Annotated in this window: 13 protein-coding genes; 11 read left to right on the top strand and 2 right to left on the bottom strand. The window is 44.3% G+C overall.

The features are described 5' to 3' along the window. Positions 1–88 precede the first annotated feature (88 nt). The 6 genes from ruvA (at position 89) to yajC (ending at position 4,516) form a co-directional block, all read left to right on the top strand. Positions 89–703 carry a Holliday junction branch migration protein RuvA gene (ruvA, locus tag AAHB12_RS18465; protein WP_129727691.1) on the top strand — a complete coding sequence of 205 codons (615 nt, stop codon included), beginning with the start codon at positions 89–91 and terminating at the stop codon, positions 701–703. 5 nt (positions 704–708) lie between these two features. Continuing rightward, complete coding sequence (ruvB, locus tag AAHB12_RS18460) at positions 709–1,710, top strand: Holliday junction branch migration DNA helicase RuvB (protein ID WP_342046364.1); 1,002 nt, start codon at positions 709–711, stop codon at positions 1,708–1,710. Then, a complete protein-coding gene (locus tag AAHB12_RS18455; RefSeq protein ID WP_129727689.1) occupies positions 1,707–1,907 on the top strand; it encodes a DUF2905 domain-containing protein in 201 nt (66 codons plus the stop codon). Before ruvB ends, AAHB12_RS18455 begins: the two co-directional genes overlap by 4 nt. Before the next feature lie 14 nt (positions 1,908–1,921). Then, positions 1,922–2,947 (top strand): tRNA preQ1(34) S-adenosylmethionine ribosyltransferase-isomerase QueA, encoded by a 1,026-nt coding sequence (gene queA, locus AAHB12_RS18450; protein ID WP_129727688.1) that lies wholly within the window; start codon positions 1,922–1,924, stop codon positions 2,945–2,947. Between the two features lie 126 nt (positions 2,948–3,073). Continuing rightward, positions 3,074–4,210: a tRNA guanosine(34) transglycosylase Tgt gene (gene tgt / locus AAHB12_RS18445; RefSeq protein ID WP_129727687.1), complete on the top strand. Its 1,137-nt coding sequence runs from the start codon at positions 3,074–3,076 to the stop codon at positions 4,208–4,210. 36 nt (positions 4,211–4,246) lie between these two features. Next, positions 4,247–4,516 (top strand): preprotein translocase subunit YajC, encoded by a 270-nt coding sequence (yajC, locus tag AAHB12_RS18440; RefSeq protein ID WP_129727686.1) that lies wholly within the window; start codon positions 4,247–4,249, stop codon positions 4,514–4,516. Positions 4,517–4,657: 141 nt separating this feature from the next. Here the strand turns inward: yajC and AAHB12_RS18435 are convergent, their stop codons facing one another. Next, complete coding sequence (locus AAHB12_RS18435) at positions 4,658–5,038, bottom strand: TIGR04086 family membrane protein (RefSeq protein ID WP_129727685.1); 381 nt, start codon at positions 5,036–5,038, stop codon at positions 4,658–4,660. A 147-nt stretch (positions 5,039–5,185) separates the two neighbouring features. On the opposite strand from AAHB12_RS18435, the gene AAHB12_RS18430 reads away from it, so the two are divergent. Next, positions 5,186–5,848, top strand: a complete 663-nt coding sequence (locus tag AAHB12_RS18430; RefSeq protein WP_342046363.1) for a DUF421 domain-containing protein — start codon at positions 5,186–5,188, stop codon at positions 5,846–5,848. A 26-nt stretch (positions 5,849–5,874) separates the two neighbouring features. Here the strand turns inward: AAHB12_RS18430 and spoVB are convergent, their stop codons facing one another. Further along, positions 5,875–7,434, bottom strand: a complete 1,560-nt coding sequence (gene spoVB / locus AAHB12_RS18425; RefSeq protein WP_342046362.1) for a stage V sporulation protein B — start codon at positions 7,432–7,434, stop codon at positions 5,875–5,877. A 447-nt stretch (positions 7,435–7,881) separates the two neighbouring features. Between spoVB and AAHB12_RS18420 the strand changes: the two genes are divergently transcribed. The 4 genes from AAHB12_RS18420 to AAHB12_RS18405 all read left to right on the top strand — a co-directional run bounded on the left by AAHB12_RS18420 (position 7,882) and on the right by AAHB12_RS18405 (position 13,790). Continuing rightward, the gene (locus tag AAHB12_RS18420; protein ID WP_342046360.1) at positions 7,882–8,166 is read left to right on the top strand and encodes a post-transcriptional regulator; all 285 of its coding nucleotides are present in this window, start codon (positions 7,882–7,884) and stop codon (positions 8,164–8,166) included. A 73-nt stretch (positions 8,167–8,239) separates the two neighbouring features. Next, complete coding sequence (secDF, locus tag AAHB12_RS18415; RefSeq protein WP_342046358.1) at positions 8,240–10,486, top strand: protein translocase subunit SecDF; 2,247 nt, start codon at positions 8,240–8,242, stop codon at positions 10,484–10,486. A 441-nt stretch (positions 10,487–10,927) separates the two neighbouring features. Then, complete coding sequence (gene recJ, locus AAHB12_RS18410) at positions 10,928–13,276, top strand: single-stranded-DNA-specific exonuclease RecJ (RefSeq protein WP_342046357.1); 2,349 nt, start codon at positions 10,928–10,930, stop codon at positions 13,274–13,276. Position 13,277: 1 nt separating this feature from the next. After that, a complete protein-coding gene (locus AAHB12_RS18405; protein WP_129727679.1) occupies positions 13,278–13,790 on the top strand; it encodes an adenine phosphoribosyltransferase in 513 nt (170 codons plus the stop codon). Positions 13,791–13,821 lie beyond the last annotated feature (31 nt).

Here is a 13,821-nt window from a genome sequence, read left to right as displayed (position 1 = left end):
TAAATTTAAGACCTCTCGCTGTGTTTGTACTTTTTTCGGTAACTTATGATACAATGAAAGTCATGACTAAAAAGGGAGAGGTCGTACCTTGTTTGAATATATTACAGGAAGCGTGGAATATACGGGACCGGAATACGTTGTGATTGATCATAACGGAATCGGATACCAAATTTTGACGCCAAATCCGTATGCGTTCCGAACGAGTAAGGAGTCAGTTCGTGTCTATACATATCAGTACGTTAGAGAAGATGTATTGGCCTTATATGGCTTTCAGACGAGACAGGAGCGTTCTTTGTTTGTGAAGCTGCTTGGCGTTTCAGGCATCGGACCAAAGGGGGGGCTAGCTATTTTGGCAGCTGGTCAAATTGAGCAGGTTGTGCAGGCGATTGAGCAGGAAAATGAGACATTTCTTGTGAAATTTCCAGGTGTCGGCAAGAAAACAGCTCGGCAAATGATTCTTGATTTAAAGGGGAAGCTTGGAGATGTGTTGGCTGATTTTATGCCAGATTTATTTTCAGCCTCGTCCCGTTCTGATGAGGAGGGGAATGCCCGCGAGCTAGAGGAGGCATTGGAGGCACTGAAGGCGCTTGGCTATGCGGAGCGCGAAATCAATCGCGTTGTGCCCGATCTGCAAAAAGAGTCCCTTTCAACCGAGGAATATATTAAAAAGGCACTTCGTCTTCTATTAAACGGTAAGAGGTGAGGATCGTGGACGAACGTCTCGTTTCTGGGGAAGCGGTATTTGAGGATGCTGAATCTGAATACTCGCTCAGACCGCAAACGTTAAAGCAATATATCGGTCAGGAAAAAGTAAAACATAATTTGGAAATTTTCATTGAAGCTGCAAAATTGCGAGAGGAAACACTCGATCATGTTTTATTGTATGGTCCACCTGGATTAGGGAAAACAACTTTAGCAAATATTATAGCAGTGGAGATGGGAGTGCATATACGTACGACATCAGGCCCGGCAATTGAGCGTCCCGGTGATCTGGCGGCAGTGCTAACGGCTCTTGAGCCAGGAGACGTTTTGTTTATTGACGAAATTCATCGTTTGCCGCGTACAGTGGAGGAAGTACTCTATCCGGCAATGGAGGATTTTTGTCTTGATATTGTGATTGGAAAAGGTCCTTCTGCCCGATCAGTCCGCTTGGATTTGCCGCCATTTACTCTCGTAGGTGCAACGACGCGTGCTGGCGCGCTCAGCGCCCCGCTGCGTGATCGTTTCGGTGTGTTAAGCCGCTTGGAATATTATGACGTGAATCAGTTGTCCCATATCGTTGAACGAACAGCAGATGTGTTTACGATTGAAATTGAAGCATCGGCTGCTCATGAAATCGGAAGAAGATCACGCGGAACCCCGCGTATCGCTAACCGTTTGCTGCGCCGTGTACGGGATTTTGCTCAGGTGCGCGGAAACGGCATTATTACCTTTGAAATTACCCAAACAGCGCTAGAACTGCTTCAGGTCGACAAGCTGGGTTTGGATCATATTGACCATAAGTTATTACTTGGCATTATTGATAAATTTCGGGGTGGTCCAGTTGGTTTGGATACAGTAGCAGCGACAATCGGTGAAGAGGCGCATACAATTGAGGACGTATACGAGCCGTACTTATTACAAATCGGTTTTCTGCAGCGTACGCCGCGTGGACGCATCGCTACCTCTTTGGCATATGAGCATTTTCAGCGAGAGGCACCGAAGCAATGATGGATTTTTCAAAATTATTTTTGACTCTCGGTGTTTTGTTTATTGTGATCGGTCTTGTTTGGAGGCTTATCGGCAAGCTTCCGGGGGATATTTTAGTTAAAAAAGGAAATGTTACTTTTTACTTTCCCATTGTAACATCCATTTTAATTAGTATTGTATTGTCGCTTATTTTGTATGTAATAGGAAGATTTAAATAGGAATAGGTGGAATTATGGATATTAGTTTATTTGATTTTGAATTGCCGGAGGAGCTTATTGCTCAAACACCGCTAGAAAAACGTGAAAGCTCCCGCCTAATGGTACTGCATCGGCAAAGCGGTGAGATTGAGCATAAGCATTTTGCTGATGTTCTTTCATACTTAAATCCAGGAGATTGTCTTGTACTAAATGAAACAAAAGTAATGCCTGCACGTCTTTACGGTGTAAAAGAGGATACAGGTGCGCATATTGAAGTTTTACTTCTAAAGCAGGAAGAGAATGATTGCTGGGAAACGCTTGTTAAGCCGGCAAAGCGTGTGAAGGAAGGAACTGTACTGTCGTTTGGCGAGGGTAGACTGAAGGCGATATGCACTGGTATAGGGGAGCAAGGCGGGCGATTGCTGCAATTTTCGTATGAGGGCATTTTCTATGAAATTCTGGATGAACTTGGCGAAATGCCGCTTCCTCCTTATATTAAAGAACGCCTAGAGGATCGCGATCGTTATCAAACTGTATTTGCGCGCGAGGTTGGCTCAGCGGCAGCACCAACTGCGGGTCTGCATTTCACAGAAGAGCTTTTGCAGCTGATTCGCGATCGCGGTGTGCATATCGCTTTTATTACGCTCCATGTTGGACTTGGAACATTTCGTCCAGTAGCAGCTAGTGCGATCGAAGAGCATGAGATGCACTCGGAATACTATCATATGTCTAAAGAGACAGCTGCGCTGTTAAACCGCGTGAAGCAAGATGGCGGACGTATTATTACGGTCGGGACAACGTCCACGCGTACGCTTGAAACAATTGCATCTCAATTCGGTGAATTCCGCGCTGTTTCCGGCTGGACGGATATTTTCATTTATCCGGGTTATCAATTTAAAGCAATTGATGGACTCATTACAAATTTTCATTTGCCGAAATCGACGCTTATTATGCTCGTTAGTGCGCTTGCAGGGAGAGAGCATGTAATTCATGCGTATGAGGAAGCGGTGAAGGAAAAATATCGCTTCTTCAGCTTTGGAGATGCGATGCTTTTAATTTAACACTGTAGGAAAGTATAAATTTCTAGCTGGAAGACCTTTCGACGTAGCGAGAAATTTTTGATGGTGTTAGTTGCTATATAGTACGAATTGTTTTTCTTTTGTATGTGAACAGGAAGGAGCTATTTTATGGCAGTAAAGTATGAACTTATTAAGAAATGTAAGCAAACAGGTGCAAGACTAGGACGCGTGCACACGCCGCACGGTTCATTTGAAACGCCCATTTTTATGCCTGTTGGCACATTAGCTACTGTAAAAACGATGTCGCCGGAAGAACTGAAAGAAATGCAGGCAGGTATTATTTTGAGTAATACGTATCATCTATGGCTTCGTCCTGGGCATGAAATTGTGCGCGAGGCAGGCGGATTGCACAAGTTTATGAACTGGGATCGTGCCATTTTAACAGATTCTGGCGGCTTTCAAGTATTTAGCTTAAGCGAGTTTCGTAAAATTGAAGAAGAGGGTGTGCATTTTCGCAATCACTTGAATGGAGATAAATTGTTCTTGTCTCCGGAAAAAGCGATGCAGATCCAAAATGCACTCGGTGCGGATATCATGATGGCATTTGATGAATGTCCGCCGTACCCGGCTGAATATGAATATATGAAGCGTTCTGTAGAGCGGACAAGCCGCTGGGCGGAACGGTGTCTAACGGCGCATGAGCGTCCGCATGATCAAGCGTTGTTTGGTATTGTACAAGGTGGCGAGTACGAGGAACTGCGTCGTCAAAGTGCGCGGGATTTAATTTCGCTCGACTTCCCAGGCTACGCAATCGGTGGATTATCTGTTGGGGAGCCAAAGGATGTGATGAATCGTGTGCTTGACTTTACAGCGCCGCTTCTTCCAGAAAACAAACCGCGTTACTTAATGGGAGTGGGATCGCCCGACTCATTAATTGATGGCGCAATTCGTGGTATCGATATGTTTGATTGTGTGCTGCCGACGCGCATTGCCCGAAACGGAACTTGCATGACGAGCGAAGGCCGTCTCGTTATTAAAAATGCAAAGTTTGCACGAGATTTCGGACCGCTTGATCCGAAATGCGATTGCTATACGTGCCGCAATTATTCACGCGCGTACATCCGTCATCTAATTCGATGCGACGAAACGTTTGGAATTCGTTTAACGTCTTATCATAATCTTCATTTTCTGTTAAAATTAATGGAGCAGGTGAGACAAGCCATTCGAGAAGATCGTCTTGGCGATTTCCGTGAAGAGTTCTTCGAGCAATACGGCTTTAACAAACCGAATGCAAAAAATTTCTAAGTCATACATACGAGACTTAAAAAGGAGGAGTAAGGCATGAACAGTTTAGTAACGCAGGTGTTGCCACTTGTCTTAATGTTTGCGGTGTTTTATTTTCTATTAATCCGTCCGCAGCAAAAGCGTCAAAAGTCAGTAGCGCAAATGCAAAGCAGCTTGCAAAAGGGTGATCAAGTCATTACAATCGGCGGAATGCATGGCATCGTTGATTCTGTTACTGATACGACGCTTGTTCTAGTAGGAAGTGACGGATCTCGTTTAACGTTTGATCGCAATGCGGTACGTGAAGTGAAAAAGCAGCAAGCATAATAAAAAAACTTGGCATATAAAGTGCCAAGTTTTTTTGTTTCCAAATATATGTTTGGGGCGCTATTTAGCCTTCATAAGATGTCTGTTGTAGAGAAAGGGGCTCTCGGCGTAAATAACGAATCGCCAATCGGTGAGCTTTCCTTACTCCTTCTTTGCGGCATTTACTCCGAAAATGCCCCCGATCATGCTTGCGGCGATGAGACCAAGCTGGTACAGCATATTCTCACTTGAAAGCCCTTGTGAATGGCCCAGATAGTTGAAAAGAAAAACAAGAACAGAGTAGGCAACGCCTGTTGCCCCCCCAGCAAACCAGCCTCTGACTTTTGCTTTTAATCCCGAGATGAAGCCGGCAATAATCATAGAGATAATTGCAAGAATCATAATAGTAATTGCCAAATTGGCCTCATCTAGCTCCGTCATTTTCAGCAGCATAGCTATAATGAGACTTGTGAGCGCAGCTAACGCAAGAAGTGTTCCTAAACCAAACAGGACAGCTACTCCTAATCGTTTTGTCGATGACATGTGGATCCCTCCTTATAATACAAGCATATTGAATAACCTGCTGAGATAGACTAATTTCTAGTGAATGAGGAATGAAAAATTGCGTGATAGTTCTGCAAGCCTCGGGAAAGATAATAATGGAGTATGGCAGAAGAGGAGAATGAGAGTATGGGATGGCAAGAGCTTGAAATTGTCTGGAGGACTATCTTATTATACGGTGTTATTTTAGTAATTTTTCGCCTGATGGGCAAACGGGAAATTGGTGAACTGAGTGTGTTGGATTTGGTCGTCTTTATTATGCTTGGTGAGATTGCGATCATCGCGATTGAGGATAGGGAGAAGCCCCTTGTGGATCAAATTATTCCGATGGTGACCTTAATGCTCATTCAAATCACCCTGGCGTTAGTGTCAATAAAAAGTCAAAAATTGCGCAAACTTCTTGACGGAGAGCCCGTGATTTTAATTCGAGACGGAAAAATAGATGAACGGAAAATGCGCAAAAATCGCTATAACTTTGAGGATTTGCTTGTCCAGCTTCGCGAAAAAGACATTGGAGATCTACGCGACGTTGAATACGCCATTTTGGAACCATCCGGTCGTTTGTCAGTGTTTCAAAAGCAACCCAACCCAAAAAGCCAAAAACAAAATCCGGTCTTTACATTTCCGCTTATCTTAGATGGGCTTGTTCAGTATGATAATTTATCCGAAATGAAAAAAACGGAGGCATGGCTCCGGCAACAGCTGCAGGAGCTTGGTTATCCGGATATTGCGGAAATTTCGTATTGCAGCTTTCAGGATGGAGAGTTTTTTGTGGATTTAATAGATAAATGAAACAGCCTCCATGCGCGGAGGCTGTTTTACTTTAGAAAGGATAGGTTGCGGAGTACTGGAATTCGGCGCAGCTCATCTTTTCGGATTAAACGAAATATCATGAGCAGCACAATGTATACTGCTGTTGTGACAACAATGGAGCAGAGTGTCTGCATACCAAGTGAATCGGAAAAAGTCAGCTGCTCATGGCAGTAAAATCCAGTAAATCCGGCTAAGAAAATCGCAAGCATACCGTAGATATAATCCTTTGCATAGATGGTAAAGGTAATGCGTTTGAGCAAGGTTGCATAGTGCAGAATTGTTACGGTTGTAAGCCCGGCTACAATGGCTAACGCGAAGCCCATGATTTGAAAATCCGGACGTGAGGCAAGAACAAAGATAACAATGATTTTTACTACTGAGCCGATTAGACTGTTGATCATTGCTGTTTTTGCCATGTTTAATGCTTGTAAAACAGAAGCGAGCGGTCCTTGAAAGTAATAAAAGATAAAACAAGGAGCGAGCACTTTTACAAACACCGCTGCATGATCGGAGTGATACATAAGTGTCATAATGGGAGAAGCAAATACGTACAAAATAATGACTGACCAGCCCCCAGAAATAAACGACAAGCGGAGTGCTTGCTGAAGCCGATACTCGACAAGCTGGTGCTGTTGTTTTGCCGCCGCCTCACTAATAGAGGGGACAAGCGATGTGGATAGGGCATATGTGATAAAGGACGGCAAAAATAAAAGTGGCAGCGCATAGCCGTTTAATTCCCCATATTGCCTTGTTGCAACCTCGGCGGCGACGCCTGCCATCGCCAAGCTTCGAGCGACAACAATGGGCTCTAAAAAATAGGAAACAGAACCGATAAAGCGGCTCCCAGTTGTCGGGAGGGCGACGGACATCAGTGAGCTGAGCGTATCCTTGCCGTTTTTCACCGTACGGAAAAAGTGAGAACGAACGGCAACGTGTTTTTCACGGTGAAACATAAACAGCATATACAAGAGGGAAGCTAGCTCGCCGATTACAGCTGAAACCATTGCGCCAGCCGCTGCGTACTCTATACCAAGATGCAGGAAAGCACGTGTACAGACAGCAATTAAGGTAATGCGGACAATCTGTTCAATTACTTGTGCAAACGCGCCTGGCTTCATGTTTTGTTTTCCTTGGAAATAGCCGCGCAGTACGGAGGATACGGCAATAATTGGTACAACCGGCAAAATGGCTATGAGCGGATAGTAGGTCCGAGAATCTGTTAGAACGGTTTTAGAAAGAATCGGTGCCGCAACCATGAGAGCTGCCGTAATGACGACACTTAAGGTAAGCGTCACTGCAAGGGATACGGTTAACACTTTTTTAACCTTTTGCTGGTCTCCTATCGCTTCGGCTTCGGCAACGAGTTTAGCGATTGCGACAGGCAGACCGATTTGTGTAACGGTGATCGCTAAAATAAAAGTTGGAACGGCCATCATATACAGCCCGACTCCTTCTTCCCCCAAAATCCTTGCCATCACAATCCGATTTACGAAGCCGAGCACCCTTGTGACAAGACCAGCAATAATTAAGATTAACGTTCCGCGTAAAAAGCTTTGCTTCGTCATTTGTTTCCCACCTTCTCAAAAGCCATAGAATGATTTACAATAATTTATATGCGCTCGGTGGGGTCAAGCATGACAAGGTGTATATGTACAAGCTTTTTTATTGCCCTTTACTTAGCAAATGATTGCCTGTATATATGGCGTTGGGGGTCTAGAGAGGAGCTAGGCTAATATGATTTCTTAGCTAACCCCTTCGAATTATAACCTGTAGATTTGAGAGAGTGTGGTTCATTACTTTTTGGTACGAGTGAGTGCAGAAGGAATTGTCTTAGCATGATACAGTCCGTTGATCAGTTAGGTGAAGACACGCTGCCGGGTTCTACCCTAGCCCGCCGCTCTGCTGTGAGTGATGCGTTGTAACCGTTCCCTAGGTCAAGGGAACAAACAGGTGTATAACAGAATCTCTGGTTGACATGGTAATGGGGATGATACCCGAAAGGAGGACTTTTGATGACTGATAAGGAAGTTGGAATTGATGCTTATCGACAGGAGCTTAATGTTGTGCTGCAAAGTAAGATGGAGGAATTTCACATGCTCGGGTATGATCGCGTAACAGAGCAGGAAATATGGACATGTTTGAAGAGTAAAAAGTGGAAACAGTTACCAGAAGAAATTAAAATCCATCAGCTCGTTAATGATGTTTTGACGCTCTCTACAAGTGATTACATGACATATTTAACGATGCAGGCATATAAGGCGCCGCTTTCGTCGTTTGAGGAGTATGAAAACAAATAACCATTCATTTGACAGGTATCTAGGCTTCTTTCTATAATGGTTTCGTATGAGAATGAGGAGGCAATCGACAGAAATGGCAAAACAAAGCAGAATTGTGGCTTTCTTTTTAATTGTGTTGCTCATTGGCGGCATCATCGGAGCGACAACAAAGAATATTACACAAGGTATCAATCTGGGACTCGATTTGCGCGGTGGCTTTGAGGTTTTATATGAGGTAAAGCCAGCGAAGGAAGGCGAGAAGCTGACGCGCAAGACATTGTTAAGTACGGTAGAGGCACTTGAAAAGCGTGTTAACGTTCTTGGTGTAAGCGAGCCGAACATTCAAATTGAAGGGAATGATCGCATCCGGGTACAGCTTGCTGGCGTGAAGGATCAAGCAAAGGCAAGATCGATTCTGGCAACCCAAGCCAAGCTGACATTCCGTGACATAAATGACAAGGTATTGATGGACGGAGCTGATTTAAAGGCGGGCGGTGCGAGTCAAACATTTGACGAGCAAGGAAAGCCAAGCGTAGCTCTTACTTTAAAGGATGCGGATAAGTTTAAAAGTGTAACGGAGCAAGTGCTTGCGATGAAGCCGGATAATTTAATGGTCATTTGGCTTGATTTTGAGGAAGGAAAGGATTCCTATAAAGCAGAGGCGGCAAAAGTAAAGCCGAAATACTTATCTGCAGCATCTGTTAATCAAGTATTTACCCAAACGGATGTATCAATCGTCGGAAACTTTACGGCAGCCGAAGCGAAGGAACTTGCAAACTTGTTAAATGCTGGGGCGTTGCCAGTTGAGCTCAAAGAGTTGTATTCTACATCTGTTGGAGCCAAGTATGGAGAAACTGCATTGCAAAAAACAATCGTTGCCGGTGCAATTGGGATTGCTCTTGTTTTCTTGTTTATGATTGCCTATTACCGTCTTCCAGGACTCGTTGCGGTGATTATGTTAACATTGTATACATATATTACGCTCGTTACTTTTCATTGGATGCATGCCGTTTTGACGCTTCCGGGTATCGCGGCTCTTATACTCGGTGTCGGTATCGCTGTTGACGCGAACGTCATTACGGATGAGCGTTTTAAAGAAGAGCTGAAAATCGGAAAATCAGTGATGGCCGCGTATCGGGCTGGAAATAAGCATTCTTTTCTTACGATTTTGGATGCGCATATTACAACATTGCTAGCTGCTGTCGTTTTATTCGTATACGGCACAAGCTCGGTAAAAGGCTTTGCGACGAGTTTAATTGTCAGCCTTATTATTGGATTCGTTACAAATGTTGGGGGAACACGCCTATTATTAGGTCTCCTTGTAAAGAGCCGTTTATTTGATAAGAAGATAGGGTATTTTGGTGTAAAACGCCGGGATGTTATTTCTCTTTCAAAAGGTGTAGAGTATGCACCGACTAAATTTGATCGTATAGACTTTGTAAAAGTAGGAAATCGCTTTTTGATTTTCTCGATTGCAGCAGTTGTCGTAGGGATTATTGCTATATCATTGTTCCGTTTAAATCTTAGTATCGACTTTTCAAGCGGAACGCGTATTGATGTGACAAGTAACAAAACAATTGTTGCTTCTGAACTGAAAGCGGACCTCCAAAAGCTGAATATTGATCCTGAGGATATCGTACTAACAGGTACGAAAAACGAAGGAGCAGCTGTGCGGACGCACGGGGTTCTTTCGAAGGAAGAGATTGCGGGACTGAAAGATGCAATAAAAAGCAAGTATGGAAATGAGCCGAATGTGAGTACTGTTTCACCAACAATCGGGAAGGAGATTGCACGCAATGCGTTAATTTCCGTGCTCATTGCATCGGTTGGTATCATTTTATACGTGAGCTTCCGTTTCCGTTTTACGTATGCAATATCTGCTGTGTTAGCACTCTTGCATGATGCCTTTTTCATCATTATAGTGTTCAGCATATTGCGCTTGGAAGTAGATTTACCGTTTATTGCAGCTGTACTAACAATTGTAGGTTATTCGATTAATGATTCTATCGTAACATTTGACCGAAATCGACAACTGTATAAAGAGAAAAAGAAGATTCGGTCTGCAGCTGACCTAGAGGATATTGTGAATATGAGTATCCGTCAAACGCTTGGACGTTCGATCAACACGGTATTAACGGTTCTTTTACCGGTTATCGCATTATTGATTTTCGGAAGTGAATCTCTTCGTAACTTCTCATTAGCTTTGTTAATCGGACTAGTTGTTGGAACATATTCCTCGGTCTTCGTTGCTTCGCAAATTTGGCTGATTCTTGAGAAGAACCGTCTGAAGAAGGGCAGAACGAAAAGAGAACCGGAGCCAACATCAGACATACAGGTGTAGCAAAAAGGAAAACAGGGTGGCTATAACTGTTTTAAAAAGACGAGGTGTATCTGCGATAGGTAGAGAGCCTCGTCTTTTTTGCACTTTAAGACAGTATAAGTTTCTAGCTGGAAGACAATTCGACGTGGCGAGAAATGTTAGGAATACAGTATAAGGGCAACTACGCCTAAGAACAGGGCTCGCCAATCGGCGAGTTTTCTTTACAAGATAAGAAAGGATAACTGTTCGGGGTGATGTCTAGCTCCCAAGGCCCAAAATGTCAGACTCCAGGCTGAACCTCCGCAAAAGGCAAAAAGCGCCTTTTACTCTGGCTCACCCCTACGCTGCCATAAAAGGCGGGCCTTGTCTGCTTTTCTTACTGCTGTTAAATAAGGGTATTTGGCATTTCATTGTCACCTTATAACCGGTTTAGTATAATGAATGAATTGAGGGGTGATTTCGTTGTTACAACCGAAAACGCGTTGGAAACATATAAGAGGGAACGAGGAGTTGGCTCAGCAGTTAGCGCATAAGCTGCAGCTATCACCCGTTATTACCTCTTTATTAGTTCATAGGGGACTTCATACAGAAGAAGAGATTACAAGCTTTTTACATAGTGAACGGCAATCATTTCATGACCCGTTCCTGCTTAAAGATATGGATCGGGCTGTAGAGAGAATCCATCTAGCTGTCCAGAACGGAGAGCAAATTCTCGTATACGGTGATTACGATGCTGACGGTGTTAGCAGTACAACAGTTTTAATGCTGGCGCTTCTTGAGCTTGGTGCTGATGTGGAATTTTATATCCCAAACCGATTTACCGAAGGATACGGACCAAATGAGGGGGCGTTTCGCTGGGCACAGCAAGCTGGTTTTTCATTAATTATTACAGTTGATACAGGTATTTCTGCTGTTAATGAGGCAAGGCTCGCAAAGGAGCTTGGTATTGATTTGATTATTACTGATCACCATGAGCCGCCGCCAGAGCTTCCTGATGCATACGCGATTATTCATCCAAGACTTGGAGGGGGCATGTATCCATTTGGCGAATTGGCCGGTGTCGGAGTTGCGTTTAAGGTGGCGCACGCTTTGCTTGGCAAGGTTCCAGAGCACTTACTGGATATTGCGGTGATTGGTACAATTGCTGATCTTGTTCCACTGCATGATGAAAACCGTCTGCTTGTGATTCGCGGTTTGGAAAAGCTGCAGCATACGAAGCGCCCTGGATTGCTTGCTTTATTTCAGGTGGCCAATGTCCAACAGTATGCGGCGAATGAGGAAAGCGTCGGATTTTCAATTGCCCCTCGTATTAACGCAGTCGGCCGGCTAGAGGACGCAGCTCCAGCTGTTCACCTTCTCCTATCAGAGGATAGGGAAGAAGCGTTGGAGCTCGCACAAGAGATTGATAGCTTGAACAAGCTGCGTCAGGATATTGTACAGGAAATTGCGGCAGAGGCTATTGAAATGGTGGAGGAGCACTATCCTCCGGAAACAAACCATGTACTTGTTCTCGCAAAAGAAGGATGGAATGTTGGCGTTATTGGCATTGTTGCATCACGGCTTGTAGAACGTTTTTACCGACCGGTCATTATTCTTGGTGTCGATAGCGTAAAGAAAATTGCGAAGGGCTCAGCACGCAGCATTGAAGGCTTTGACTTATTTGCCAATCTATCTGATTGCCGCGATATTCTGCCACACTTTGGCGGGCACCCTATGGCAGCAGGGATGACACTCGATATGGACCATGTGGATGAGCTAAGAAGACGGCTTAATGAACTGGCAGCAGAGCAGCTTTCAATGCAGGATTTGATGCCCGTTAAGACTGTTGATGCGGTGTGTCGTCTTGAAGACATTACGCTGCCTGTGATAGAGGAGATACAGCAGCTGGCGCCGTTTGGGGCTGGCAATCCGAAGCCGCGTATCCAAGTGGAGAATGTATCACTTGAGAGCATAAAACCAATTGGTTCGGACGGTTCTCATCTAAAGGTTATGTTTACAAATGGCCAGGCTCGTCTCGATGGCATTGGTTTTGGCTTAGGTCCATTGGCGGAGCACATCTCGCCGGCGGCACGCGTTTCTGCCATTGGGGAGCTGTCGATTAATGAATGGAATAATTTCCGAAAGCCGCAAGTGATCATTCAGGATATTGCGGTTACAGAGTGGCAGCTATTTGACTGGCGCAGCATGCGCGGGTTTGAGAAGCAGCTTGCAACGCTGCCAAGCCAGTGTCTTAACATCTTGTATTTTGATGAACTGTCCTTGGAAAAGCTGCCTCAGGACTATAAGCGCTATGCTATATCTGCTGATGCACCCGACATCCAGTCAGGTATTTTACAAGGGCAGTACGTGGTGCTCTTAGACTTGCCCTCTTCGCTTGAGCAGTTGCGTAATGTACTAGCATATGGCTTTCCGGCCCGCGTTTATGCAGTGTTGCTCAGCGATGCGGATCATACGTTCAGCACGGTCCCAACCCGTGATCATTTTAAATGGTTTTATGCTTTTCTTCGGCAGAAATCTCCATTTTCTCTCGTGCAACACGGAGAGGAGCTATGCCGGTACAAGGGTTGGTCAAAAGACACAGTAAATTTTATGACACAGGTGTTTTTTGAACTTGAATTTGTTACAATAAAAGATGGTGTCATTTTTCTATCTCATTTGACTGAGAAACGCGACTTAACAGAGTCTAAAACATATCGGAAGAAATTCGAACAATTACAGGTGGAAAAAGAATTAGTGTATTCTGCTTATCAGCAGTTAAAAGAAATGTTGGAAACGATTCGGAACGATTCTTTTGTACACAAGGAGGCTTAGTATGGATTTTAAGAAGTATATCGCAATCGTCCCTGATTATCCGAAGGAAGGAATTGTGTTTAAGGACATTTCTCCTTTAATGAATGATGGTGAAGCGTACAAGGCGGCAACAGATGCGATTGTTGAGTTTGCGAAGGAAAAGGAAATCGACTTGATTGTTGGACCGGAGGCGCGTGGTTTCATCATCGGTTGCCCTGTTGCTTATGCGCTTGGAATTGGTTTCGCGCCAGTTCGTAAGGAAGGGAAGCTTCCACGTGAAGTGGTAAAAGTAGAATACGGAAAAGAATATGGCAAAGATGTATTAACGATTCACAAAGATGCTATTCAGCCAGGACAACGTATTCTGATCACGGATGATTTGCTTGCGACAGGTGGAACAATTGAAGCAACAATTAAGCTTGTTGAAGAGCTGGGCGGCGTAGTAGCAGGGATTGCATTCCTTGTAGAGCTTACGTATTTAGATGGCCGTGATAAATTAGATGGCTACGATGTATTAACATTGATGCAATATTAATTGTATAGCGGCTTGTGCCCGTTTTTATAAA

The organism is Bacillus sp. OTU530, assembly GCF_038440375.1.
Note: the sequence above shows the minus strand (reverse complement) of the source record. Positions and strands in the feature narration are given on the sequence as shown.

Bases quoted from the DNA above. Each gene is read 5' to 3' on its own strand.
- AAHB12_RS18455 (WP_129727689.1), top strand. From the start codon at position 1,707: ATGATGGATTTTTCAAAATTATTTTTGACTCTCGGTGTTTTGTTTATT.
- queA (WP_129727688.1), top strand. From the start codon at position 1,922: ATGGATATTAGTTTATTTGATTTTGAATTGCCGGAGGAGCTTATTGCT.
- tgt (WP_129727687.1), top strand. From the start codon at position 3,074: ATGGCAGTAAAGTATGAACTTATTAAGAAATGTAAGCAAACAGGTGCA.
- yajC (WP_129727686.1), top strand. From the start codon at position 4,247: ATGAACAGTTTAGTAACGCAGGTGTTGCCACTTGTCTTAATGTTTGCG.
- AAHB12_RS18435 (WP_129727685.1), bottom strand. From the start codon at position 5,038: ATGTCATCGACAAAACGATTAGGAGTAGCTGTCCTGTTTGGTTTAGGA.
- AAHB12_RS18430 (WP_342046363.1), top strand. From the start codon at position 5,186: ATGGGATGGCAAGAGCTTGAAATTGTCTGGAGGACTATCTTATTATAC.
- spoVB (WP_342046362.1), bottom strand. From the start codon at position 7,434: ATGACGAAGCAAAGCTTTTTACGCGGAACGTTAATCTTAATTATTGCT.
- AAHB12_RS18420 (WP_342046360.1), top strand. From the start codon at position 7,882: ATGACTGATAAGGAAGTTGGAATTGATGCTTATCGACAGGAGCTTAAT.
- secDF (WP_342046358.1), top strand. From the start codon at position 8,240: ATGGCAAAACAAAGCAGAATTGTGGCTTTCTTTTTAATTGTGTTGCTC.
- AAHB12_RS18405 (WP_129727679.1), top strand. From the start codon at position 13,278: ATGGATTTTAAGAAGTATATCGCAATCGTCCCTGATTATCCGAAGGAA.